The organism is Bacillus cereus group sp. MYBKT14-1 (assembly GCF_051915185.1).
Lineage (GTDB): Bacteria > Bacillota > Bacilli > Bacillales > Bacillaceae_G > Bacillus_A > Bacillus_A cereus.
The window spans coordinates 168,240-194,810 of record NZ_JBQAEF010000004.1 but is presented as its reverse complement, the minus strand read 5'-3'; the positions used below and the strand labels follow the sequence as shown (position 1 = coordinate 194,810).

The window sequence follows — 26,571 nt, the reverse complement described above, 5'->3', positions numbered from 1 at the left end:
CTCTTCCTTAAACTGAACCCCAAAAGTATCCGCTGTAATTTAATCTTTCCTCTGTAATCTTCTGTTCATATTCCGTTCATATTTCTTTTTTATGATAAGTGCATAGAAAGAAAGAGGAAGGAGCGAGCGAAATGTTTTTAGCTCTGCGTGAATTGAAACAATCAAAATTAAGATACGGATTAATCGGACTGATTATGGTGTTACTATCATTTTTAGTTCTTGTCATTTCGGGATTAGCAAATGGATTATCATATGATAATGCTTCATCGATTCAAAATATGGAGGCAAATAAGTTCGTTTTAGCAGATGATGCGGAAAATAAATTACTTCGTTCACAAATTAAGAAAGACGATGTAGATAACGTAGTAAATCAAGTAGGTGACAAAGAGGCAGTTCCGTTTCGTGTGAAAGTTTCAACATATGAAAAGAAAGATAGTTCGAAAAAGGTTGATATCGCTATTTTCTCAAGCGAACGAGATTCATTTTTAGAACCGAACATTGTAAAAGGTGAGAAATTAGGTACAGCAAACAACGAGATGGTTGCTGATGAATCGATTAAAGAGAAGGGAATCGATATTGGAGATACAATTATCGACCCTGTTTCAAAGAAAGAATTTACAATCGTTGGATTTACGAAAGATCAAATGTTTAGCCATACACCAGTCGTTTATGTAAATGAAGACGTATGGGGATCTATTTCACAACCAAACCAAAAAGATTATAGTGCAATTGCACTTAACACAGATAAAGAAATTAAAAATGCTCACGTTATCGATAAAAAAGAAGTACTGCAAAGTATTCCAGGATTTAAAGAAGAGCAAGGAACATTAACGATGATCATTGCGTTCTTACTTGTGATCGCTGCGTTATTAATTGGTGTATTCTTCTATGTTATTACATTACAAAAAACACAGCAATTAGGTGTATTAAAAGCAATTGGTACAAAGAACTCATATTTAGCAAATAGTTTAGTCGTACAGGCGTTATTCTTATCAGTCGTTGCGATGGTAATTAGTATCGTTCTTGTACAAGGGTTAGAACAAATTTTACCAGCGGGTATGCCGTTCTTATTAACAACACCGATGATTGCACAATACGCAGCAATCTTTATCGTAATTAGTATTTTAGGAACACTTATTTCGTTATACCAAGTATTAAAAGTTGATGCATTAGAAGCAATTGGAGGCGGGATGTAATGACTTCATTATTGAAATTAGACAAAGTAAGTAAAGTGTACGGAGAAGGGAATACGGAAGTAACAGCCCTTCATCCGATGTCGCTTGATGTGAAAGCTGGAGAGTTTATCGGAATCGTCGGTCCTTCTGGATCAGGGAAAAGTACATTATTATCAATCGCGGGTGCACTATTATCACCGTCAAAAGGGGATATTTACATTCGTGAGCAAAATATTACGAAGCTATCAGAAAAGGAAATGACAGACATTCGTTTGAAAAAAATCGGCTTCATTTTCCAGTTCGCAAATCTTGTTCCATATTTAAATGTGGAAGAACAATTACTTTACATTGCTAAGTTAAAAAAAGAAAGTAAACAAGAATCAGAAAAGCGTGCGGATCATTTATTAGCGGCATTTGGATTAGGAGAAAGAAAAAATCATTATCCAAATCAACTATCTGGTGGGGAAAAACAAAGGGTAGCAATTGCTCGTGCGTTCATGAACAACCCAGATTTAATATTAGCGGATGAGCCAACGGCAAGCTTAGACTCAAAACGCGCACGTGAAGTTGTTGAAATGATGAAACGCGAAGTGAAAGAGAGCCAAAAAGCAGCAATTATGATTACACATGATGAAAGAATGCTTGATGTATGTGATCGTATATTGACGCTTCGAGATGGACAGTTAATATAAAAAAAGGAAAACCGTACATGTATGTGCGGTTTTCCTTTTTTTAATGGATTTATTTAGAGAATAACGTTTTAATTTTATTACGAGTAAGTAATAAAATCCCGCCTAATACAGATAGCATTCCTAGAGCCATATTGTTTGATTGCTCGCTACCAGCGTTAGGAAGTTCTTTAGCGTTATCGTTTTTAGTACCATTATCTGCTTGCGTTTGTTTAGACTGTGATACTTCATTAATCTTGTTATCAACATTTTGCTTCGTTGTATGTAACTCAGCTAATTTGTCGTCAATTTTTTTCTCAGTATGCTTAAAGTCGTTGATTTTAATATCTAAGTCTTGTTTTTTCTTTGTTAAATCGTCTGAAACAGTTTGTTTCGATTGTTTAATTTCGTTAATTTTATTTAGTAAATCTTCTCTAGCCTTTTGTAATTCAGCTAGTTTGTTTTTTACATCTTGTTTAGCTAGTTCTAAGTTAGCGGAAAGACTGTCTAAATTGCCTTTAATTTTCTTAAGTTCCTCTAACGTGTTACCAGTATTCGGCTTGTTTTCTTTTAACTCAGCAAGTTTGTCCTCAGCAGTTTGTTTCGCTTTCTTTAACTCAGCTAATTTTTCATCTACTTGTTTTTTTACTTCCTTAAGTTCATTAACCTTTTGATCGATGTTTTCTTTATGTTGCTTCATTTCATTCACTTTTTCATCGACAGTTTGTTTATGTTCTTTAATCTCATTAACCTTATTATCGATATTTTGCTTATGTTCTTTTACTTCAGCAACTTTATCTTCTACTTGTTTTTTATGCTCTTTTATTTCCGCGATTTTATCTTCGGCGATTTGTTTGTCTTGCTGAAGTTTTGCATCTAACTCTTGTTTATGTTGTTTAATCTCGTTAATTTTTTCATCAGCAACTTGTTTACGTTCATGTAGTTCATTCACCTTCGTATCAACATTTTCCTTAACCTTGTTAAGTTCATTCAATGTTTGATCCACGTTTTCTTTGTGTTGCTGCAATTTAGCATCTAACTCTTGTTTATGTTGCTTAATTTCAGCTAATCGATCTCCCGTACTTTGCTGAGGAGTAGCATCATTTACTTCCGCATGAGCAGAGTTTGCGCCAGCAATCATTGCTAAAGCTAGTGTAGACGCAGCGATTGTTTGTTTTGTTTTCATATTTTTGTACCTCTTTTCTTTCATATGCATGAACTGTTTTGTGTAAAAATGAGCATATAGAAGTAGATTATCTTATTATTATATACTATGTTAGGCGCTTAGAGGAAGGATTTGCATAATAATCTATGATTATGTAATTTTTATAATCTCTTATTTGGGGTAGGGGATAAACCTTTAGCTAGATGAACAATTTCTTCTATAGTAAAGCTTACATCTTTATTATTGCGAATAACAAACAAATAATCAGCCTCGTTTTCTAAAGGATCTACCACATCATCGTGAAGTGATTCAGTTTGTTGTCGATCAAGTACTTCTTTGAAACTAGAATATCCACCTCTAAAAATATTCGTACTTCGCGTGCTTCGAGCCACTCTTTCGTAAAGTACATCATCTGGAATGTCAAAATGAACTAATATGCGTACATATTCATTCTGTGGAAATAATTCGTTTAGTAAATAGAATCTTCCGTTTTTACTGCGATTGGAATTACAAATAATAAGGTGTAAATTTGTATGTTCTTTCGCATAATCAACAATGAATTTTGAAAGACCGTGCTTAAATGTATTAGCACCTTCAGCCGGCTGTAATTTTTCGTAATGCGTGTTAATAAATTCAGCTTGGTTATCTTGATCCATAACGAAAGAGTGGGATAACTCTTTTTCTAAAGCTTTTGCAAATGTAGTTTTACCGCTGTGTGTTTTTCCTACAGTAATAATGACGAATCGTTTCATATTGGCCTCCATTTGTATTGTTATGAACTGGAATATTCGGTGTAGATCGAAATCTTCCTGCTAGAGATTACACAAATTGTTGGAGCGTTAGTAGGCTGGAAACTTGACAAAAAAACTTATTTGTGCTATAATTTACCAATATAAAAATAAGGTGTATAATAGGGTTCTCCTGGCCAGGGGAACCCTATTTTTGTTGTGAAAATGAAGGAGAGTGTATGTGCGTGAAACAAGGTGAAGCAAGTGTAACGTCGTTAGTATCAGCTTTCGGAAGGGCGTATCATAGTGAATTTGATAATCCTAAAATCTTTGATGATTATGTAGCTAAAGATTTCATTTCACAAAAAGAACGTAACAATATTGAAACGAACATGGTTCACGGGATACATTTCTTCAATACAGACATTGCACAGCAGTTTCAAGATAATCCACAAGAAATATTAAAATGGATTACACAAGTGCAATTATCACCAACACCTTTAGCACGTGCGGCATATTGTGAAAGAGTATTACTACACGAGATTACGCTGGGAGCGAAACAATACGTTATACTCGGTGCGGGATTAGATACATTCAGTTTTAGACACCGAGAATTAGAAAATAAAATAGAAGTATTTGAAGTGGATCATCCTTCTACGCAGCAGTTTAAGAAGGAAAGAATAAAAGAAGCAGAACTTGAAATTCCAAACAATCTTCATTTTGTTTCAATGGATTTCACGAAAGGATTTTCCTATGAACAGTTACGGAATGAAGGATTTGAAAATAAAAAGACTTTCTTTAGCCTTTTAGGTGTTACGTACTATTTAACGAAAGAGGAACTTGCTAGTTTAATAGAGTGCTTGTTTGAGATAGTTCCAGTAGGGAGTTCTATCGTTTTCGATTATCCCGATGAAAACTTATTTACGAAAAAAGGACTGTCCAATCGAGTTGAAAATATGGTGAAAATGGCTGCGGTAGGCGGAGAACCGATGAAATCATGTTATTCTTATGCTGAAATGGAAGCACTGTTAGAGAAGGCGGGCTTACTCATTTATGAGCATTTATCACCAGAGGACATAAATACATTATATTTTGAAGGACGAAATGATTATTTGAAAGCTTTTGAGACGGTGCATTATGTACATGCGGTGAAGAAGTAAGGAATTAGTAGGCATGGGGAGGAATCTCTGTGTCTTTTTTTATAAAAAAGGAAATGAGCTGTAGTGGTGGAAAATATAATTATAAATATATAATATCTATAAATTAATGTTTTGTAGAAACTAAAGGAAAGGAGTAATAGAAGATGTTGAAATTACAAGGGAAATACAATGAAGCGAAAGTGTTTACTACGAATGTAGAAAAAACTGCAGCAGGTCAAATTATTGATCTTTGTAACCAACAATTCGTAAAGGATAGCAAGATCCGTATTATGCCAGATACACATGCGGGCGCAGGTTGTACGATTGGGACAACAATGACAATTCAAGATAAGATTGTTCCTAATTTAGTCGGGGTTAACTAAGCGGCTCAGACTTTAAACTACTCACTCAATTGACTGGGAACCCTAACGATAAAAGGCGAGGGCAATCAGCAGCCAGTGGTTATGGTGACATAATCGAATGGTTCAGAGACTTGTACCATGTTAGCAGACTAAGGTACAGAATTATTCCTCATCCATTTTGAATTGAAGAGGAATAATTAATACGGTGAGCCTACAGTAGAGACTGCATATCTCGATGACTGTAGAGAAGGTATAGTCCACTCTTTCAGGAAACTGAGAGGTAAGTACGATATTGGTTGTGGCATGGAAGTTGTTATGATTAATAAGAAAAAAGAGGAAATCAACTTCGATCACTTAGACGAAACGATACGTAAATTTGTCCCAAGTGGTTTTCGTATTCGAGATAAGGAACATAGATTTTCAAAAATGATTGATTTTGATAGTGTAAGAGCCCCGTTTACATTGCAACGTGCTCAAAAAAGTATTGGTACACTTGGCGGGGGCAATCATTTTGTCGAACTGAATGAGGATGATAAAGGAAATGTATACATTGTCATTCATAGTGGTTCGCGTAATTTAGGGAAACAAGTAGCAGAGTATTATCAAAACTTTGCTTACGAGCAACTTATAAACGTTAAATCTATTAAAGAAGAAATTATTGAGCGTTTAACGAAAGAGGGTAGACAACAAGAAATACATGAAGCTTTACGTGAAATTAAGAAACCGGTGATTCGTAAAGAATTAGCTTATTTAGAAGGACAAGGATTTAAAGATTACATGAATGATATGAAAATTGCTCAAAAATATGCGGAGTTAAATCGTAAAGCAATGATTGATGAAATCGTCACTAAAATGGATTGGAAAGTAACCGATCAATTCACTACAATTCATAACTACATCGATATGGAAAATATGATTCTACGAAAAGGTGCCATTTCAGCTCAGAAAGATGAACGAGTAATCATTCCAATTAATATGAGAGACGGTTCTATCATTGCATTTGGTAAAGGGAATCCAGATTGGAACTTTTCTGGCCCTCATGGAGCAGGACGTATTATGAGCCGTAAGAAGGCGAAAGAAGTACTTAACTTAGAGGATTTTCAAAATACAATGGCAGAGGTTTGGACTACATCTGTTGCAGAAAGTACTTTAGATGAAGCACCAATGGTATATAAGCCAATGGATGAAATTATTGAGAATACAAAAGAAACAATTGATATTAAACATATTATTAAGCCACTTTACAATTTTAAGGCGAATTAAAAGAGGAGTAATGTTTATTAAAGAAAGAGAACTTGAAAAGATAGCATATTTTGTGGCGGTTATATAACAGAGATTAAAAAGACAACATATTAAACTAAGAGATTCATCATATTCATTTACATTTATGTAATGTAAAAGGCTAGAAAGCTAGATTGGCGTGAATCGCTAATTGTGGAGTGCAAAAAACGACAAAATCTCTTAAAAAACACTTAACTTTTAACTCCATCTATCTTTACAATCCCTCCTTATAATGTGAATTGGACAAGCACCTAAGAGAAAGCAGAACATGTCAGTTTGTACATTCTATTATTAGGGGGAGAATTTGTATGAAAAAGACAGTTGCTTCGTTAGCAGTTATGGCGGCATTATTACCGACGTTTTCAGTGCATGCAGAAGGGAAAGAGCAAGCCCGAAAATCAGCTACAACTTTTAATGTTATTAGTGATATTCAAGGTGATTTAGGGGATTTTGATCATGTGCTAAAAGATATGAACAAAGTGACGCCACTTTCTAGAGCGCTTATTATGAATGGGGATATAACGCCGACTGGACAACAGTCACAATATGATGATGTAAAGCGTGTGTTAAATAAAAATAAGCATCCAGAAAATGTATGGTCTACTGTTGGGAATCATGAGTTTTATGCTGGTAAATGGACAGCGGATGGGAAACTTTCTCAAAGTACATGGCCAAATGGTGTAACGGAAGAAACACTATTTGGTCGCTACTTACAATTTAGTGGACAAGAAAAGGTATATCATAAAAAAGAATTAGATGGGTATCCGCTTCTATTTTTAGGAACTGAAAAATATATGAAATACCACGATTCAAAAATGTGGGACGAAGTATATATGAGTGATGAGCAATTAGGTTGGTTAAAACAAAATTTAGAAGAGTATAGTCAAAAAGATAAAAATAAGCCAATCTTTATTTTCTCTCATCACGTTTTACCTGATACAGTATCTGGATCAAGACAATCACCGTACTTACAAGATTATTTAAACATCGATAAGTTGTACGATATATTAAAAGACTATCCGCAAGTTGTTTTCTTTACGAGTCATACGCATTGGGATTTAAACTTACCGGACTGGGCTGGTAAAAAGAAAATTAAAGGCGGAGATGAAAAAGGTTTCACTGTTGTAAATACGGGCGGGATTGAAACAGGCTGGATGTCAGCAGGACCAAATGGAGGAGAGAAAACTGCTCCAGATGGCTATTCATTTAAACAAGGGTTACAAGTGAAAGCATATGGTAACGATGTAATTGTGACAGCTTACGATTACAAACGTGATAAGGATATAAAGAAGTTATTAATTAGTGATTCAAAAATTGCGCAGATGGCACCAAATGTAACGGCAGATGATAGTAAAAATATAATTGTCGGTGCAACTGAATATATGGAGTATTCTATAGAAGGAACGAATGAGTGGCATACGTATAGTAAAGCAAACCCTCCGAATTTTGATGGAGATAAAGTCGTATACGTACGCCATAAAGGTGAAATGAATTTAGAGCCGGGATTAACACAGTTACTTCGTTTTTCGGTAAATAAGTGATTGGAGGGAGTCTGCATTTGAATGTGTGGGCTCTTTTTTTTGTTGATGAGAAAGGGGTTGCCTGTCTGTCGTTGTTTGTCGATAGATCGATATATTAAGAAAATCGTTGATATACTGCAAGTTACGATCGATATATTTGAAAAATCGTTGATATATTGTAAGTAATGAACGATATATTTAAAAAATCGTTGATATAAATTTCATGTACCATAATTAAGTTAAAAGCATTAATACGGTTTTACTTATCAAAATGAAATTCTAATACATTTTTAACCGAGAAAGATGACTTCACCATTTTTACGTGTAATAATAGTAACGTTACATATATTGTGAAAGAAGTACAAAAGGAGCGTTACAATGAATTTAGCTAAATTCCCGAGGAAAAAATATACAGAATCATATACACCAATTGAAAAGTTAAACAACTTTTCTGAAGCACTTGGTGGTCCGACTATTTATTTTAAACGAGATGATTTACTTGGTTTAACAGCCGGTGGCAATAAGACGAGAAAGTTAGAATTTTTAGTTGCAGATGCACAGGAAAATGGTGCAGATACGTTAATTACAGCTGGTGGTATTCAGTCAAATCATTGCCGCCTGACACTTGCTGCTGCAGTAAAAGAAAAAATGAAATGTATTCTTGTATTAGAGGAAGGGCTTGAGCCAGAAGAGAAGAGAGACTTTAACGGAAACTATTTCTTATATCACTTATTAGGTGCTGAGAATGTCATTGTTGTACCAAACGGAGCAAATCTTATGGAAGAAATGCATAAAGTAGCACAAGAAATAAGTGAAAAAGGTAATATACCATATGTAATTCCAGTTGGTGGATCAAACCCTACAGGCGCAATGGGATACGTTGCTTGTGCCCAAGAAATTATGGCGCAATCATTTGAGCAAGGAATTGATTTCAGTTCAGTTGTTTGTGTAAGTGGAAGCGGCGGTATGCATGCCGGTTTAATTACTGGTTTTTCTGGAACGCAAAGCCAGATTCCTGTAATCGGAATTAACGTAAGTAGAGGAAAAGCTGAGCAAGAAGAGAAAGTAGCAAAACTTGTAGATGAAACTTCAGCACACGTTGGTATTCCAAACTTTATCCCGCGCGACGCTGTTACGTGCTTTGATGAATATGTAGGGCCAGGCTATGCGTTACCAACGCCAGAAATGGTAGAGGCAGTTCAGTTACTTGCGAAAACAGAAGGTATTTTACTTGATCCAGTGTATACAGGTAAGGCGGTAGCGGGATTAATCGACTTAATTAGAAAAGGTAAATTTAATAAGGAAGACAATATTTTATTCGTACACTCAGGTGGTTCACCAGCTTTATATGCGAATACTTCTTTATTTGCGTAAGTGTAAAAAGCATTGGGTATCCAATGCTTTTTTGTTATATACTGGAATTATTGAGAGGTAGGAGGATGATATGAATTCAAATTTAAAATGGATTATATATACGGTACTTGGCATTTCTATTCTATTAATCTTATTTGTGGCTTATGGGGTGTATTCTTATTTTACATTTTAAAAGCGTAATGGAAGTGAACCATAATGTAATGTATGTTATAGTTTGATATGTTAATTACTTACAATACTTTCCACAAGGAGAATACATAATGAGAGCAAAGAAACTAGTAACGTTAGCAGTTCCATTTATGCTGTTAGTCGGATGCGAGGTAGGAGATAAAGATTCTACTCATAAGACTGAGCAAACTAGTAAAGCAATAACGAAAACAGTAATTTCCGAACAACGGTATCCGTACTACATAAGTGAACAAGTGGTAGAGTTCCAATTTAAGAAGGATGAACTATTACTAAACTTAGGAGAATCCTTAAAGGATAAAGCAAAAGCAAAAGCTGTTTTAAAAACATCAAACGAGATAGATAAAATTTTAGACAATATGGAACACATAAAAGTACCTGATACATACAAAGACATTCACAAATCCATACAAGAAGGGGTAACAGAGGCAAGAAAAGCAACGAAGTTAATTAAGGATGCTGGTAAAGAAGATAAACAGAAGATTCAAGAAGCTACAATGAAAGGTACTGAATTTTTATCAGGTGTAGACGGAGAGCATTGGAAAAAAGCAATTTATGAGTTATCACAGGAAAACAAAGATGCTTATAGTAAGGCACTTGATAAGAAAGTAAAGGAGCACTCAAAGTAAAACAGTAACTTGTAACAATACATATCCACCTAAAATTTCCGCGAATGCTATGCTAGGAAGTTAGGTGGGAGATTACTGTCCTTAAATGTGGCTGATTAAAGCTACAGCCACATTCTCCTGTTCTAATTAACTAAAAGAAGAACTTCCCCATCCCGATTAAACTACTGATCATTCCTATTCCACTCATGGTGCCTTTTCCTGCTGTAAGTAAGTTTCCAAGCATTCCAAGCTGACCGTTACCTCCATTATTTCCCCATCCCATTGGGGCCCACGGACCACCCCAGCCTGAAGGATTACCAAAAACACCCGAGTTATTGGTATTGAAATGAAAAGGCTTGGCTGGCGGCGATAGTAAAGCGGCAAGCTGACCTTGTGCGAACATCCCTGTATGATTGAATGGTTGCGCCCAGGGGAAGGGAGGTTTTTGAAAATTAAAACCTGCATGACCTGGTAATGGAGTCCAATTAGCAGGGTGACCTTGTGGTATTATCCCTGCATAATTAATTGGCTGCTGCCCCCAAGAGAAGGGAGGAGGTTGGGGATTGAACCCCGTATAATTGGCTGATGAATCCCAACTAACTGGATAGACTCGGTAACTCCAATTCTCAGGAAGCTTTAAATCATTCATTACCTCAGATTTAGTTATTTCGGGCTGTGAATATAATGAAATTTGGTTAGTATATTGTTCCCCGTTTCCCTTTGAATTCAAATACCAATATTGGTGCATACGCTTATTCTCCTCACTTTAAAAATGTAATGTTAGACTTAGCCTATGTAATATTCTTTTTTATGGATGGTTACATAACTAGATCTACAAGCCTGTATTTAAAGGAATGGGTGCGTGGTCTTTTTGATTTTTCTCGCTGCCTGTAAAATTCCCATTGATTTAAAGTTTCAATTTATTTTAGAAGGGTATTTTCAGTTGCTTCTTTTTGTATTTCAGCCTAATTTAAATTCCGTTAACAAACATTTTTATAAAGGTTTAATCAACAAAAAGATTTTAAAATGGTATGTTGAGCAAGTGGAATTGCTAAAAAGAGAATATCCATTCGAAGAGTTTGGCAAAATACTGCAAGGGTAATATTTTCTTGTGCAAATATGTAAACGATTTAAACGAATCAATGAAATTTATAATGAAGGGGCAATTAAATATATGAGTGAAACATTACATAAAAGAAAACCACCATATGTAATGCTTGTAATCCTTTTTATTGGGGCATTTGTTTCATTTCTAAATAACTCCCTTTTAAATGTAGCCTTGCCATCAATAATGAAAGATTTAAACATTCAAGATTATTCAACGATTCAGTGGCTTTCTACAGGGTATATGCTTGTAAGTGGTATATTAATTCCGGCCTCAGCATTTTTAATAACGCGTTTTTCAAATAGGAGCCTATTTATTACATCTATGGTGATTTTTATTCTTGGTACTGCCTTAGCGGCTGTAGCACCGAACTTTGGTTTATTACTTACTGGTCGGATGGTTCAAGCGGCAGGCTCTTCAGTTATGGGACCTTTGTTAATGAATATTATGCTAGTAAGCTTTCCGAGAGAAAAAAGGGGAACAGCAATGGGGATTTTTGGACTAGTTATGATTACAGCTCCAGCAATTGGGCCGACACTATCAGGTTATATTGTAGAGTATTATGACTGGCGTTTGCTTTTTGAAATGATTTTACCGTTAGCAATCATTAGCTTACTGTTAGGGATTTGGAAATCTGAGAATGTCATGAAACAAAACAAAAATGCAAAACTTGATTATCTCTCATTACTATTATCTTCTCTCGGTTTTGGCGGTTTGTTATATGGATTCAGTTCTGCAAGCTCCGATGGTTGGACGAATAAAGTTGTCTTAACAACTTTAATCATAGGCGCTATTGCCCTAATTGCTTTCATTATTCGTCAATTAAAAATGGATGAGCCGTTATTGGATTTACGTGTTTACAAGTACCCAATGTTTGCACTTGCGTCTGTAATTGCAATTGTTAACGCGGTGGCCATGTTTTCGGGTATGATTTTAACACCAGCTTATGTACAAAACGTCCGTGGTATTTCGCCGCTGAGCTCTGGGCTGATGATGCTTCCAGGTGCGGTAATAATGGGGATTATGTCACCAATTACAGGTAAACTATTTGATAAATATGGTCCTCGGATTCTTGGCATAGTAGGGCTTTCCATTACAGCTGTTTCAACTTATATGTTGGCAAGTCTGCAAATTGACTCTAGTCATACACATATTATTCTTATTTATACACTGCGGATGTTTGGGATGGCGATGGTGATGATGCCACTTATGACAAATGGTCTTAATCAATTGCCAACTCGCTTAAATCCGCACGGTACAGCTGTTAATAATACAGCTCAACAAGTGTCCGGTTCGATTGGTACTGCTATTCTTGTTACGATTATGAATTCTGTAACAAAAACAAAAGCTGAAAGTTTAATGTCTCATATAGATCCAACAACCTTCACAGAAACTACGAAGGCAATGTTAACTCAGAAGGCTTTATTATCCGGAATTCAATATTCATTCTATGTAGCGCTTGGCATGAATGTTGTTGCACTACTATTAGTTTTTTTCGTTAAACGTGTAGATACAAGTGCGGAAGCTGTCGAGAAGTTAAATCGGTAGAGAAAAATAAAACGCTAGATAAAGATTCCTACAAGTTTTTTTGCTGCTAAGGCGCCGGTATTTAAAGCTAGAAAAAACTAAAAGAAGCAGGGAAATAATTATGTAGTGAAAGAGGACCTGATGTTCATATCAGGTCCTCTTTCATTAGTAGCACGGTATACTTGCTTATTGTATTGGTTTAACTAAACCACTGATTTTTCGAATACTACAATCTTAAGCTCGTCAACTTCTCTATTTTGGGGTGTTTTAGAAGAAAATGAATCAAAATAATCATTTTTATGAACAAATACAAGAGATGAGATCCGTTTGCAATTTCTTATAAACATTACAAGTTTAGATTATCTTTTAATACCAACATTAAAAGGCTCCAACTATATTTATTCGCTTCATTTTAATTTAGTATTTTTCTACAAGTTATAAATCTAATTGCCAAGCTTATACGCAATATCATAATCATGAATAGTTAGGGAAAAGATAAAATAAGGTAATCAATTACATATCTTTATCCCAGGCGATTAGTTGCTATTTCCTCTTTATTAAATGGGATATGTTATCCCGCATTAACGGGCAGTAAGACCCCCACCTCAAAATTTAGCGGAAGCAAAGAAGTTAGGTGGGGGACCAACTGCCCGTAAAAGCCCGATTGGTTCAACTAATAATCAGTGGGGGATGAACAAAACCCCCACTGATTAAAGTTTCACTTTATTTCATGCTTTTTTGAAAGGGTGTTTTTAATGGAAAAAAAAGTATCTGCCATTCCTCAGCCGAAAACATATGGACCGCTGGGTAATCTCCCATTAATCGATAAAGATAAACCGACCCTATCCTTTATCAAGATAGCGGAAGAGTATGGTCCCATTTTTCAAATTCAAACTTTAAGTGATACCATCATTGTCGTTTCTGGACATGAATTGGTAGCAGAAGTTTGTGACGAAACACGGTTCGATAAAAGTATAGAGGGTGCTTTAGCAAAAGTTCGTGCCTTTGCTGGAGACGGATTATTTACTAGCGAGACTCACGAGCCTAACTGGAAAAAAGCTCATAATATTTTGATGCCTACATTCAGCCAACGGGCAATGAAAGATTACCATGCCATGATGGTCGATCTTGCTGTACAACTCGTTCAAAAATGGGCACGGCTTAATCCGAATGAAAACGTAGATGTTCCGGAGGATATGACTCGCCTTACGTTAGATACAATTGGTCTATGTGGTTTTAATTACCGATTTAATAGCTTTTATCGTGAGACCCCTCATCCTTTTATCACTAGTATGACCCGTGCTCTAGATGAGGCGATGCACCAATTGCAGCGGCTGGATATAGAAGACAAACTTATGTGGAGAACGAAACGTCAATTTCAGCATGATATTCAATCTATGTTTTCTTTAGTAGATAATATTATTGCTGAACGTAAAAGTAGTGGAGATCAGGAAGAAAATGATTTACTTTCCCGTATGCTAAATGTGCCAGATCCGGAAACTGGTGAAAAATTAGATGATGAAAACATTCGTTTCCAAATTATTACTTTTTTAATAGCTGGACATGAGACAACAAGTGGATTGTTATCTTTTGCAATTTACTTCTTATTAAAGAATCCGGATAAATTGAAAAAAGCCTATGAAGAAGTAGAACGTGTTTTGACAGATCCTACTCCAACATACGAACAAGTTATGAAACTGAAGTATATACGGATGATTTTAAATGAATCGCTACGTCTATGGCCTACCGCTCCAGCATTCAGTCTCTATGCAAAAGAAGATACAGTGATTGGCGGGAAATACCCAATTAAGAAAGGAGAAGATCGTATTTCTGTTCTTATTCCACAGCTACATAGGGATAAAGATGCATGGGGAGACAATGTGGAAGAATTCCAACCTGAACGATTTGAAGAGCTGGATAAGGTTCCTCATCATGCTTATAAGCCATTTGGAAATGGCCAGAGAGCATGTATCGGTATGCAATTTGCACTTCATGAAGCCACTCTTGTAATGGGAATGCTTCTTCAACATTTTGAATTAATCGATTATCAAAACTATCAGCTGGATGTAAAACAAACATTAACGCTAAAGCCCGGTGATTTTAAGATTAGGATTCTACCCCGAAAACAAACTATTAGTCATCCTACTGTTCTTGCACCTACAGAGGACAAGCTGAAAAACGATGAAATTAAGCAGCACGTTCAGAAGACACCTTCTATTATTGGGGCCGATAATCTTTCACTTCTTGTTCTGTACGGCTCGGATACAGGTGTGGCAGAAGGTATTGCAAGAGAATTAGCAGATACAGCTAGTTTAGAAGGGGTTCAAACGGAAGTGGTAGCTCTTAACGATCGAATTGGAAGTTTGCCAAAAGAAGGAGCGGTACTTATTGTGACTTCTTCTTATAATGGAAAACCGCCAAGTAATGCAGGGCAGTTTGTGCAATGGTTGGAGGAACTAAAACCAGATGAGCTAAAAGGTGTTCAATACGCAGTTTTTGGTTGTGGAGATCATAATTGGGCTAGTACCTATCAACGGATTCCAAGATACATTGATGAGCAGATGGCTCAAAAAGGAGCAACAAGATTTTCTAAACGCGGAGAAGCAGATGCAAGTGGTGATTTCGAGGAACAGCTTGAGCAATGGAAACAAAGTATGTGGTCTGATGCGATGAAGGCATTTGGATTGGAACTCAACAAAAATATGGAAAAAGAGCGCAGTACTTTGAGTCTACAATTTGTCAGTCGTCTTGGAGGATCTCCTCTTGCACGAACATATGAAGCAGTTTATGCATCTATACTAGAAAATCGTGAACTCCAATCACCCAGCAGTGATAGAAGTACACGACATATCGAGGTATCTTTGCCAGAAGGCGCTACATATAAAGAAGGAGACCACCTTGGAGTGTTGCCAGTTAATAGCGAGAAAAATATCAACCGAATTTTAAAACGTTTTGGGTTAAATGGGAAGGATCAAGTTATACTGAGTGCAAGTGGACGAAGCATAAATCACATACCTTTAGACAGTCCTGTTAGTTTATTGGACCTTCTTAGTTATAGTGTTGAAGTTCAAGAAGCTGCCACTCGAGCACAAATACGAGAAATGGTAACATTCACAGCATGTCCTCCTCATAAAAAAGAATTGGAAGCATTATTAGAAGAAGGAGTTTACCATGAACAAATATTAAAGAAACGGATTTCAATGTTGGACCTTCTTGAAAAGTATGAGGCTTGTGAAATCCGATTTGAACGCTTTTTAGAACTTCTTCCTGCGCTCAAACCGCGTTACTATTCTATTTCAAGCTCTCCACTCGTTGCACACAATCGTCTGAGCATTACGGTCGGTGTTGTTAATGCGCCTGCATGGAGTGGGGAAGGGACATATGAAGGAGTCGCTTCTAATTACTTAGCTCAGCGTCATAATAAAGATGAGATTATCTGTTTCATTCGAACGCCACAATCAAACTTTGAATTACCTAAAGATCCAGAAACACCAATTATTATGGTTGGGCCAGGTACTGGAATTGCACCATTCCGTGGATTCTTGCAAGCACGTCGTGTTCAAAAGCAAAAAGGTATGAACTTAGGACAAGCGCATCTATATTTTGGTTGTCGTCATCCTGAAAAAGATTATCTTTATCTTACAGAACTAGAAAATGATGAAAGAGATGGATTAATCTCTTTACACACAGCTTTTTCTCGTTTAGAGAGACATCCAAAAACATATGTACAGCATTTGATAAAACAAGATAGAATCAATTTAATTTCGTTATTAGATAATGGAGCTCATCTTTATATATGTGGTGATGGAAGTAAAATGGCTCCGGATGTAGAAGATACCCTTTGTCAAGCATATCAAGAAATTCATGAAGTCAGTGAACAAGAAGCAAGAAATTGGTTGGATCGTGTGCAAGATGAAGGGCGATATGGAAAAGATGTTTGGGCTGGTATATAAATGTTTCTTAATTAGATACATATTAACTAATGAACTTCTTTCGAATAAATTTCACTTTATTAGTATAGTGTATTTAGATGAATAGTGATTAACCAGATTATTTAGTATCTACTAAATAAAAAACAGGACCTGATATACATCTATCAGGTCCTGTTTCACATAGACATTATACATCGATATTTTCCATACATTATCAATGTTTGTAATGTAGTTAGCCTTTTGAGTCAGCTATAAAATCAGATATTATTTTTTCGATATCGAAAGGAGTAATCCCTTTATTCAAAGAGAAAATAGTTTCTGCTTCTTCGATGTCTTGAACGAGTTCACCTCTAGCTTCAATATGTAATCGGAACAAGTCATATAAATTCGGTTTAACTAAATTAGTTAAAGCCTTTCCAACTAGTATCATACCTTTTTGATTAGCTTCGATGGTATTATCATAAGTTAGATCTCTTGTAAGAGACAAATCTGTCCAAATCAATTTTCGTTCCTTTAAGTCTAAAATAACTGGAATAGAGATTTGGGTGTCGGCAGTAATATCCACTTTATCTTGAACAGTAGAAGGTTCAAATATTTCACCTGAACCAGGATATTGACGAATCATCCAACCAGTAAAGCATTCTGGTAAATCTTTATATGGTTGGTCTGTGTAAGAAAGCAAAGTCATAACTACATAGCGTCCACCATATTTCAGCACAGACGGAATATCGAAATCAATGAATTCAGATGCTCCCTTTGGTGCAGAAGTAATATCTCCGCTATGGTAGGCTTTGAAATTTTTTGAACGTAAGTTCGTGAAGGATACATGTTCTTTGTATTGCCAATCTTCGTCGTACATTGCAGCAGACAAATCAATGTCAACACGTCCTGTATGTTGTCCATTCACATAGCCTTCTTTCCACCATAGGAAAAAACGAATCGTATCTTCTTCTGGCAAATCTACTTTACTTCCTCGAGATAATGTGCGAAGCGCTTTGCTGGCTGAACGTTGAGAGAAGGGAACTAAGTGATTTTTTAACTGTTCATCCAAAAATACTTTTCCGAGACTTGGAAGTTCTGCGAAGCGATTTTTTAAAGTATCTTCACACATTTTTACAATCATTAAACAAATATCCTCTGAGATAAATGGAAGTGTATTTTCAATACCTATAGCTTTTGCTACATTTCCCTTTGGAAAAAAGGTGCGAAATTCATTTTTATCATTTCGATGCTTAAAATGAGCCGTGAGTTGAAGTAATACAGGAGTAGAAACGTCTCCTATTATACTTAGAAACTCTTCGAGAATATTGAAAACATCTGTTGACGTATCACTACATAAACGGATTAAATGATCCAAGCGTCTGGCAAATTCCCCCGGGCGAGTTTTTAAAAGATTTTTCGCTGTCATGATATCACGATTCAACAAAGCTGCTTCTATTTTTCCATTAAATGTTTCAACTTTAATGTTGTTGCGAAGCATCTCAAATGCTCGGTGGGTTTTTGGGAAACGAGTATGATATTCTGCTGGATGAAGAATTTCACCTAAACGAATCCAACGTTTTTTGTATCGAATCATATCTTCGGTAATGTTTCCGCATTGCTCTAACAATCCTAAAAGGAAGCGTCTTTCTACTCGGTTAAACTTCTTGAATCGAACGGAGGATGCTAAACTCACATCACCTTCAGATAAAGCAACTGCAAGGCGAAGAACATCAGTTGCTGTTTTAAAATACTTTGCAGCAGCATCGGCTGATATTTTTCTGTTTATTAATAAAACCCCAATTATAAAAGACATATTTTCCTTATGAGGAATTACATTAGGTAGAAAACAGGAAACATCTTCAGTGTGTGTAATAGCCCATTCTACATCTGTCTTATCAGTTGAGGAAATAGAGCTGTTTGCACGAATCAATTGAGAAATCATTTGATTGAAATCTTCTTCACTTCCTAAGTCAATAACTTTCAAATCAACGCTATCTAAAAGAGGAAGTCGTTCTTCTACTTTTGATACAGGTAGGCGCAACGTCACATAATGAATAACGGCATTGATGTATAAATCAGCGTCACTTAAATCCATCATTTGTTGCGGAAAGTTTGGATACATAGGAGTAAACTGAATATGTGCACCAACCATTTCTTTTAAATGTTTTACCAACTCTTTGTAAAACGATGTGAATGCATCAACCGAAAGTGTTTGCAACTCTTCTATTAAAGGCTCAGAAAAAGTAAATCCTAAACTTTCCAAGTTTTTTAAAGCAGTGGCTAAATACATGTTCGGTAGTTTATTTTCTTCTCTTTTTATAATTACTTTCAAACTTCTTCTTATATAAATAGAATTTTTCATGAGAACGCCGATTATTCACTCCTTATAAAAGAGGGGAATAGTCCGACTGTCCTCCTTTCAGTGGTAGATTTTTATTTTTACATGCATAAACACACTAATTGTAGAGAAATGCACTGAGGGTATAAAGCTATTTTTTAGTGAAAAATTAGGGGTATAACATTTAGTTGTTAAGTGGTAATTTGTTAATTAAGAAAAGAAAACCTCTACATCAATGGTTGATAAACTAAAGTTTATTCAATCCAAAAGAAGAAAGAGGTTTTATAGTCTAATTATTTTCATAGGAAATTGACAACTCTAAAACAATTTGAAATTTCTACAAAGAAGGAAGAATTGTCATAGCCTATGTGTTTAGCAGGAAAGTAACATCCCTATTTCGCCAAAGAAGTTAGAAGGAAGGAACGTCATAGCCTGCTTTATTAGTATATTCTCTTGCGAAGAGCAATTCAAGTATACTGTCTGATTTTTTATATTTTTCTTAAAGGGGAATTTTCATGTTTATCAATTAAATATGTTGAAGTATCCAAATATGAATACAAACTGTTATTCATGAGAATTTAGTTCGTTTGCAGCGTTTTGGGAGCAACTTATTCTGTTAGATTGATAGATATAAGGAAGCAACACTTTTGAATGATTTATTACTTGTAAGTGACTGTTCAATGCATCGTACTATTAAAAAATCTAAATTAAATCATTAAATTGCGATAAAATGTGGTCGGAAATAATGAAATTTTAGGAAAAATAAGGTACACTAGTCTATGATTTTAGTTGAAAATCGTTTGACGTTAATGCATACGGGGGAAAGATTGATGAACAACAATACAACAAATGAATCAGTTGAAGAAATTGATCAAAAACGAGTAAGATCAAAAAAACGTTATACAAATTGGAAGTTTATCGCAGCGGGTATTGGTGTAATTGCACTTCTTATTGGGGGAATGAGTTATTATCAGGCAACTCACTTCAATTCGAATGTTACAATTAATGACACAAAAGTTGGTGGTCTGAGCGCTGATCAGGCAATACAGAAATTAAAGACATCTGGACTAGCAAACAAAGTCTATGTTGATCAACAACAAATTTTAGATGAAAAAGATACAAAAACGGAACTTACGGAAAAAGATTTGCCTCAAGTTAAGAAACTATTAAAAAGTCAGTGGACATTTTTCCCTTCCTCAAAGGGAGAAAATTATTCATTACTACCAGAGAAGGCAGATCAGTATCGTAGTGAAACGATGAAAAAACTTGTAGAAGAAACGCTCATCTCTATGAATGAAAAATTAAAAGCGCCTCAAGATGCTATGGCGAAGCTAGAACAAGGAAAAATTGTTATTTCGAAAAGTGTTGAAGGAAAACAGTATGACGTTACTAGTCTACTGAAAGATTACGATAAGCAAAAATATAAAAGCGAAATTCATCTGAAGTCTGCATACATAAAACCTATTAAAGAAGACGATCCGATTGTCAAAAAAGAGGAGAAAGCACTACAGAATCTTCTTGGGCAGTCTGTTGAGTATAAAGTGCAGAATGAAGTTTATACTTTAAAAGCGAAAGATTTAATTCAAAATGCTTCTATGTCAAAGGATATGAAAGTTACAATTGACGCGAGCGACATTAAGAAAAAAATTACTGAAATTAATAATGCCAAATCAACATTAAATAAAGATTTCTCATTTAAAACGCATTCTGGTTCAGTCATATCAGTAAAAGGGCAAGGCTACGGCTGGGCACTAGATGTTGAAAAAGAAACTAAACAAGTTCAACAAGCCTTTGAGAAAGGCGAAAAATCGCTTTCTGCTTCTAATATTCACGGAAATGGTTGGGAGAAGGAAGGTATCGGTTATAAAACAACAGCGAATAATGGCATCGGAGACACGTATGCGGAAGTTTCAATTGCAGAGCAACAAATTTGGATTTACAAAGATGGAAAATTAGTTGTTACAACAAATGTAGTAACTGGTAAACATAGTACTGGTGAAGATACATCACCAGGTGTGTGGTACGTTCTATATAAACGAACACCATACACGCTAAGAGGTAGCGCAGTAGGGAAAGCTGATTATGCGGTTAAAGTAGATTACTGGGTTCCATTCACAAATAGTGGTCAAGGATTCCACGATGCCGGCTGGCGAAAAGACTGGGGAAATAACGCTTATTTAACAGGAGGATCAGGTGGGTGTGTGAACCTTCTTCCTAATGTTGCAAAAACTGTCTATGATAGTTTGAACACGTATGATCCAGTTATCGTGTACTAAAAAATAGCTACGTATCAAGAAATAAACAAAACAGGAAATCTTATCTGATGGTATATGAAAAAACACCTCTTGCATTCGCATACTAAGTGTGCAAATGTAATGGAGGTGTTTTTGTTTGAATACAAAAGTGTATTGTTAATAAGAAACAAAGTAGAAAGAGATTAAGAATAAGTATTCAAATAATCAATAAAATTGACAATGAATATCATTTTCACTTAATATAGAATCGTCGCATTTAATTAGACATGAATTTTTTGTTAATATAATAGATTTCTATTAAGTTGTCATATTTACGAACTATCATTAAATATTTTAAGAATTTAAACGTAGGAAAGGGTAATATAAAATGAACTGGAAAAAAGGCGGGTTATGGGTTATTATTTTTTTCGTTGTAAAAGGCACGATTTCTACACTTTTAATCGTTACAGGTGCTAAATATTTTGATTTATCATTTATGCAACTTATCTTATTAATTCTGACCTTATTAGTGATTTCTCTAATAAGTCGTAAATTGCTCTATAGACATAAACAAAACAAAAAGCAAAAAGAGCTAAATATATAATGAAGCCCCAGAGACCATTGGATTTCTGGGGTTTTATTTTGATAGTTTTTTCGCATGTATATTAATTTAACAGAATAGGTTGTCCAAAATGATAAAATCGATGATGTTTAAAATGCTTCAGTTATTTTTACATAAGGATTGTAGAGAGCCTTTGAATCAATCTTTATTCTGAAGCGACAGACACGTATAAATTATGCTCTTTTTTCAATTGGTAGTTTAAATGTAAAAGTACTGCCTTCTCCTAATTTACTTTCAACCGTAATTTCTCCTCCATGTAGTTCGACAATCCATTTTACCATCGACAATCCTAAACCTGTGTTTCCGATGTTTGAAGATGTTCGTGCTGCGTCAACTCGATAGAAGCGGTCCCATATTTTAGTAATATGTTGCTCGCTGATGCCGATGCCATTATCGGAGACTTTACCTATTATGTTGGTTTCATCACGGAATAGTTGCATATGCACAGTTCCGCTCGCTTTACTATAAGCAATCGCATTCGTTAGTAAATTCATTAATAAACGCATCATCAATGTTTGATCTGCTTTAATAAATAGGTCTTCCTCTATATTAGTTGTTATTTCAACCGAAGCTTCTTGAACCATTAATGAAAGCTCTTCTACAACGATTTCCGTTAATTCACTCATATTGATACATTCAAATTGGAAAGTATTATGGTTTCCTTGGTCAGCTCGTGCTAATAATAAGAGTTGTGAGATTAGAGCGGACATTTTACGTGATTGTTTTAAAATTACTTCTAACGATTCTTCCATTTCTTTCGGATTATTTCTCTGTGATAAAGCGTATTCGCATTGCGAAATAATAACAGATGTTGGTGTTCTTAATTCATGAGATGCGTCAGATGTAAATTGTTTTTCACTTTCGAATGATGTCTCCAATCGCTCAAACATTTTGTCAAAGGTTTGTGCTAAATGATACATTTCGTCTTTCGGTGAACCTTGTAAATTAATTCTCTTCGAAAGGTCTTTACCATCACCAATTTTACTGGCTGAATCACTCATTTGTTGCACAGGTCGAAACGCCCTTTGCGTAATAAAATATCCTCCGAATGCCGCAATAAGAATAAGTAATGGGAATGAGATGATTGTTACCACGATAAGCGTATTCATCGTTGAGGATAATTGGTTCATAGTCATTATTCCACGAACCCAGACTTGCTCATCGCCGCCTGCATTATGGAGAAAATCATATACTATCCATTCTTTATTGCCGTCTTTAATGGTTTGTATTTCATCGGATTTAAGCGATATCTTTTTATTAAAGCTTGTTGGACTATGTCCTACCAACAGCTCACCTTGTTTACTATAAATACTAATATTTACTCCATCTTCTAAGGTTTCAAAATCATCGTCAATCTTTAACTGCCCATGCTTATATTCGATATCTTCCATGCTTTCTTTTACTGTGTTCTTCAATTGATCTTTCATATTAAAAAGCAAAACTTTATCTGAAGAAGTTAAAATAAAAGCTAACACGAGTGCCATAATAATTACAATTAGCCCCGTATACCACAGAGTTACTCTCATTTTTATTGATAGTCTTTTCATGATTCTACTCGCAATACGTAACCAGTTCCTCGTACTGTATGAATTAACTTCGTTTCAAACTGGCTATCAATTTTTTTGCGAAGATAGCGGACGTAAACATCAATAATATTCGAGCCACCTTCATAATCGTAATTCCACACATGTTGCTCAATTTTATCTCGTGTCAACACAACTTCTTTATTACGAATCATATATTCTAAAATAGCAAATTCTTTACTGGAAAGAGTGATAACTTGGTCTCCTCGTGTTACTTTATGCATATTGCAATCTACCACTAGATCAGCGATTTCAAATACATTAGATGTATTTCCTGTTTTTCTTCGCATTAACACTCGAATTCTTGCTAACAGTTCATCAAAAGCAAACGGCTTTACTAAATAATCATCCGCACCTAAGTCGAGTCCTGTTACACGATCGTCAATTGTATCTTTAGCTGTAAGAAGCAAGACAGGAGTTGCATTATTGTCCGCGCGTAATCTTTGTAATACTTGTAAACCATCTATTCCTGGAATCATAATGTCAAGTACAATCAAATCGTAGGTAGCCATGTTTATATAATCTAGGGCATCTTCTCCATTCCCACATGCATCGACACTATAATGTTCTGCATTTAATCGTTTCACCAATATATTTTGTAAGTCTTGTTCATCTTCGACGATAAGAACTCGCATTAACATTCTCCTTTTCTTCTTATTAGTATGTATCACTATAATTCAAAAACATTAAAGAAAGATTAGAAACTAGTTAATTATATCATTTTATCCCACATTAACGGGCAGTAAGACTACTCCCTCAAAATTCGGTGAATGCGAGGTAGGTAGGGATTAACTGCCTGTAAAAGCCTTCACTTTATTTTTTTGTACATTAATCTTCCTTTAATGTTTGTTCAGTAATATAAAGGCAAGGATAAGGTGCACATGTAAAGGGAGGAAAACAGAATGGGAAAATGGATGCTGATTGGAGCAATGTCCTGTTTATTCTTAACAGCTTGTTCTACTCAAGTTGATAACAATACAGAAGTACAACAACTGAAAGTGGAAAATGATAAATTACAAAAAGAAGTCGCTCAACTACAACAAGAACCAAACAAAACACAAGCTGCTACAAATGATAAGAAACAAATACAAGATTTCAAAAACGAAGTCTCATCTATTGTAGAAAAGGCAAATAACACGAAACCAGTTGGAGCAAAAGAAGATAACTTAAATACGTACTTAGCAGCCAAAAAAGAAATTGACCAATTGGATGACAAGATAGATATATCTGATAATCAGCTAGAAGCAGATTATCACGCTGGAACGATAACTGTTGAACAATATCAAACGCAAGAAAGAGAACACGATATACTGGAAGATCAATTAGAACAAGCAGAAAATGCACTTGAAGCAAGATTTGGAATAGAGGATTAATCATTAAGGAGTGGATGGAAATGTTAAAACATAAAAAGAAAATAATGATAAGTGTAATTGCTATTTTAGTAAGTGGTATTGCTATTGTTAGTGGATATTATGGCATGGGTTACAATTATGCAAAAAAGAATGAAAACTACACAGAGAAACAAGTTCGTGAAATTTCTTTAGCTCATACAAATGGAGAAATTATTAATGTGAAAAAAGAATTCGAATTAGAAGATGACAACTTAGCACAATCAAAATTTGAATATGAAGTGGAAATCAAGACACCTAATAATGTGTTAAATATTTTAAAGGTTAGTGCTAGAACGGGTACAATAGAAATCGATAATGAAGATTAAATAAATATCGCGTATTTGAAAAAGCTCCTAACAAAATTTGTTAGGGGCTTTTTCATGTTTATACTTTACTATTTTAAATAGGGGACTGCTACATCGCTAGTAAGTTAAGCAATACACTCATCTTTTTCGTTTTGGGAAACTATCAAATTCTTAAGTTGATGGGCATAGTGAAAGAAGACGTTCCATATTTGGAGTGTCTTTTCTTGATGTTTTTTCTAATGTGGATTGTATTTATGCTGCTTATTTTGTAACAAAAAGAACTGGATGAGGTATCCTTAAAGATGTGTAGTTATCTGTTCTTATCATATTTTATAAAATATGATAAGAACAATATATACAGAAAGAGGATGAGGCGATAAAAATTACTACGATTATATGAAACTGTGGGATCTAAGAGGCTTCTGTAGAAGGGAAAAGAAATAAGCAGCAAAAATCACCGGAGGAATGTATGAAATTGATTTTGACAATAGGTAAATCATTTGACAATTAAAATGATCTACTTTAATATATATGCCATAGCATATATATGGTGAAACAAATACATTCATTGTGAATGATTGACTGGTATGCTATATCCTTTTATATCTTAATTTATAGAGGTGATATATGAACTTACATGATTTAATAGGCTATCTTGTTCATCGTACTGATGTGAAAATGACCAATTATTTTACAAAGAAATTAAAGCCGTATGGAGTTACGCCAGAGCAGTGGGGGATTATTAGTGTTCTTTGTAGCCAAAGGAGCACTACTCAAAAAGAGTTGGCGGAAGCTATTGATAAAGATCAAACTACTGTCGTTAGAATGATACAGTCAATGGAGAGAAAAGGGATTGTAAAGAAGGCTTTGAATGACCAAGATAGGCGTTCACATAACCTTTTTTTAACTGAAAAAGGTGACGAGTTAAAGAAAACAATCTTGCCTGTAGTGAAAGACGCTCACCATTTCGTTACGAGTAATTTGAGCGAGGAAGAAATTAAAGTATTACAATCGTTATTAAACAAATTGTATGATACACACTATTAATATTTGTTCCTTATTGATGCTATGCTATTCATAAGGAACAAACTTTGTTTTAGGTATTATATGTGCTATAGCATGTAATTTCGTTTGGACGAATGGGAAGATAGCTTTATTTTGTATGATATCTGATTCAGGTTCACTTTTTTGCCTAGTACCAGTCAAATTTTTGTATTATATATGCTATAGCATATAATTTTCAGCCCTTTAATATTGAAAAGGGTAATGTAAATTGAAGCGACTTCCATACGGGTAATCTCAGGAAATAGGGTAAAGGTAGTGACTACTACCTGAATAATACTGAG

22 protein-coding genes are annotated in these 26,571 nt (G+C 35.0%); 16 read left to right on the top strand and 6 right to left on the bottom strand.

The window, feature by feature from the left end; all coding sequences use genetic code 11:
* Window positions 1-131: 131 nt before the first annotated feature.
* Both ACTFO4_RS13395 and ACTFO4_RS13390 read left to right on the top strand, forming a co-directional pair.
* Window positions 132-1,196 (top strand): ABC transporter permease, encoded by a 1,065-nt coding sequence (locus ACTFO4_RS13395; RefSeq protein WP_006922800.1) that lies wholly within the window; start codon window positions 132-134, stop codon window positions 1,194-1,196.
* Entirely contained in the window at window positions 1,196-1,867 is a 672-nt protein-coding gene (locus ACTFO4_RS13390; RefSeq protein WP_000202599.1) for an ABC transporter ATP-binding protein, read from the top strand. Before ACTFO4_RS13395 ends, ACTFO4_RS13390 begins: the two co-directional genes overlap by 1 nt.
* Window positions 1,868-1,916: 49 nt before the next feature.
* Here the strand turns inward: ACTFO4_RS13390 and ACTFO4_RS13385 are convergent, their stop codons facing one another.
* Complete coding sequence (locus ACTFO4_RS13385) at window positions 1,917-3,029, bottom strand: LPXTG cell wall anchor domain-containing protein (protein WP_000851003.1); 1,113 nt, start codon at window positions 3,027-3,029, stop codon at window positions 1,917-1,919.
* Between the two features lie 140 nt (window positions 3,030-3,169).
* Complete coding sequence (locus tag ACTFO4_RS13380) at window positions 3,170-3,772, bottom strand: AAA family ATPase (RefSeq protein ID WP_139256938.1); 603 nt, start codon at window positions 3,770-3,772, stop codon at window positions 3,170-3,172.
* Between the two features lie 203 nt (window positions 3,773-3,975).
* Here ACTFO4_RS13380 and ACTFO4_RS13375 point away from each other — a divergent pair, with 203 nt between their 5' ends.
* The 6 genes from ACTFO4_RS13375 to ACTFO4_RS13350 all read left to right on the top strand — a co-directional run bounded on the left by ACTFO4_RS13375 (window position 3,976) and on the right by ACTFO4_RS13350 (window position 10,227).
* Window positions 3,976-4,896, top strand: a complete 921-nt coding sequence (locus ACTFO4_RS13375; RefSeq protein ID WP_440014312.1) for a class I SAM-dependent methyltransferase — start codon at window positions 3,976-3,978, stop codon at window positions 4,894-4,896.
* A 143-nt stretch (window positions 4,897-5,039) separates the two neighbouring features.
* Window positions 5,040-5,258, top strand: a complete 219-nt coding sequence (locus ACTFO4_RS13370) for an RtcB family protein (RefSeq protein ID WP_000916241.1) — start codon at window positions 5,040-5,042, stop codon at window positions 5,256-5,258.
* A 282-nt stretch (window positions 5,259-5,540) separates the two neighbouring features.
* Window positions 5,541-6,500 (top strand): RNA-splicing ligase RtcB, encoded by a 960-nt coding sequence (locus ACTFO4_RS13365; RefSeq protein WP_017657535.1) that lies wholly within the window; start codon window positions 5,541-5,543, stop codon window positions 6,498-6,500.
* Between the two features lie 326 nt (window positions 6,501-6,826).
* On the top strand, window positions 6,827-8,059 hold the full coding sequence (locus tag ACTFO4_RS13360; protein ID WP_440014310.1) for a DUF4073 domain-containing protein: 1,233 nt from the start codon (window positions 6,827-6,829) through the stop codon (window positions 8,057-8,059).
* A 357-nt stretch (window positions 8,060-8,416) separates the two neighbouring features.
* Window positions 8,417-9,412, top strand: a complete 996-nt coding sequence (locus tag ACTFO4_RS13355) for a D-cysteine desulfhydrase (protein ID WP_440014308.1) — start codon at window positions 8,417-8,419, stop codon at window positions 9,410-9,412.
* Window positions 9,413-9,672: 260 nt separating this feature from the next.
* The gene (locus tag ACTFO4_RS13350; RefSeq protein WP_440014306.1) at window positions 9,673-10,227 is read left to right on the top strand and encodes a hypothetical protein; all 555 of its coding nucleotides are present in this window, start codon (window positions 9,673-9,675) and stop codon (window positions 10,225-10,227) included.
* A gap of 130 nt (window positions 10,228-10,357) precedes the next feature.
* Here ACTFO4_RS13350 and ACTFO4_RS13345 read toward each other — a convergent pair whose 3' ends face one another.
* Entirely contained in the window at window positions 10,358-10,954 is a 597-nt protein-coding gene (locus ACTFO4_RS13345; RefSeq protein ID WP_440014304.1) for a hypothetical protein, read from the bottom strand.
* 114 nt (window positions 10,955-11,068) lie between these two features.
* Between ACTFO4_RS13345 and ACTFO4_RS13340 the strand changes: the two genes are divergently transcribed.
* The 3 genes from ACTFO4_RS13340 to cypD all read left to right on the top strand — a co-directional run bounded on the left by ACTFO4_RS13340 (window position 11,069) and on the right by cypD (window position 16,791).
* Complete coding sequence (locus ACTFO4_RS13340; protein WP_098582916.1) at window positions 11,069-11,308, top strand: hypothetical protein; 240 nt, start codon at window positions 11,069-11,071, stop codon at window positions 11,306-11,308.
* A 72-nt stretch (window positions 11,309-11,380) separates the two neighbouring features.
* Window positions 11,381-12,859 carry an MDR family MFS transporter gene (locus ACTFO4_RS13335; protein ID WP_440014302.1) on the top strand — a complete coding sequence of 493 codons (1,479 nt, stop codon included), beginning with the start codon at window positions 11,381-11,383 and terminating at the stop codon, window positions 12,857-12,859.
* Between the two features lie 734 nt (window positions 12,860-13,593).
* Window positions 13,594-16,791: a bifunctional P-450/NADPH--P450 reductase gene (gene cypD, locus ACTFO4_RS13330; protein ID WP_440014300.1), complete on the top strand. Its 3,198-nt coding sequence runs from the start codon at window positions 13,594-13,596 to the stop codon at window positions 16,789-16,791.
* 211 nt (window positions 16,792-17,002) lie between these two features.
* Here cypD and ACTFO4_RS13325 read toward each other — a convergent pair whose 3' ends face one another.
* The gene (locus ACTFO4_RS13325) at window positions 17,003-19,114 is read right to left on the bottom strand and encodes a TerD family protein (RefSeq protein WP_410987903.1); all 2,112 of its coding nucleotides are present in this window, start codon (window positions 19,112-19,114) and stop codon (window positions 17,003-17,005) included.
* An 806-nt stretch (window positions 19,115-19,920) separates the two neighbouring features.
* Here ACTFO4_RS13325 and ACTFO4_RS13320 point away from each other — a divergent pair.
* Both ACTFO4_RS13320 and ACTFO4_RS13315 read left to right on the top strand, forming a co-directional pair.
* Window positions 19,921-21,366 (top strand): L,D-transpeptidase family protein, encoded by a 1,446-nt coding sequence (locus tag ACTFO4_RS13320; RefSeq protein ID WP_061457443.1) that lies wholly within the window; start codon window positions 19,921-19,923, stop codon window positions 21,364-21,366.
* Window positions 21,367-21,712: 346 nt separating this feature from the next.
* Window positions 21,713-21,928, top strand: coding sequence for a hypothetical protein (locus ACTFO4_RS13315; RefSeq protein ID WP_001104104.1), 216 nt, complete (start codon window positions 21,713-21,715; stop codon window positions 21,926-21,928).
* A 191-nt stretch (window positions 21,929-22,119) separates the two neighbouring features.
* Here ACTFO4_RS13315 and ACTFO4_RS13310 read toward each other — a convergent pair whose 3' ends face one another.
* A complete protein-coding gene (locus ACTFO4_RS13310; RefSeq protein ID WP_103622175.1) occupies window positions 22,120-23,493 on the bottom strand; it encodes a sensor histidine kinase in 1,374 nt (457 codons plus the stop codon).
* The gene (locus ACTFO4_RS13305) at window positions 23,490-24,164 is read right to left on the bottom strand and encodes a response regulator transcription factor (RefSeq protein ID WP_001264523.1); all 675 of its coding nucleotides are present in this window, start codon (window positions 24,162-24,164) and stop codon (window positions 23,490-23,492) included. Before ACTFO4_RS13305 ends, ACTFO4_RS13310 begins: the two co-directional genes overlap by 4 nt.
* 267 nt (window positions 24,165-24,431) lie before the next feature.
* On the opposite strand from ACTFO4_RS13305, the gene ACTFO4_RS13300 reads away from it, so the two are divergent.
* From ACTFO4_RS13300 to ACTFO4_RS13290, 3 genes are all read left to right on the top strand, one after another.
* Window positions 24,432-24,902 carry a hypothetical protein gene (locus tag ACTFO4_RS13300; protein WP_440014296.1) on the top strand — a complete coding sequence of 157 codons (471 nt, stop codon included), beginning with the start codon at window positions 24,432-24,434 and terminating at the stop codon, window positions 24,900-24,902.
* Window positions 24,903-24,922: 20 nt separating this feature from the next.
* Window positions 24,923-25,246, top strand: coding sequence for a PepSY domain-containing protein (locus ACTFO4_RS13295; protein WP_326235095.1), 324 nt, complete (start codon window positions 24,923-24,925; stop codon window positions 25,244-25,246).
* A 606-nt stretch (window positions 25,247-25,852) separates the two neighbouring features.
* A complete protein-coding gene (locus ACTFO4_RS13290; protein WP_001048563.1) occupies window positions 25,853-26,272 on the top strand; it encodes a MarR family winged helix-turn-helix transcriptional regulator in 420 nt (139 codons plus the stop codon).
* Window positions 26,273-26,571: the final 299 nt, after the last annotated feature.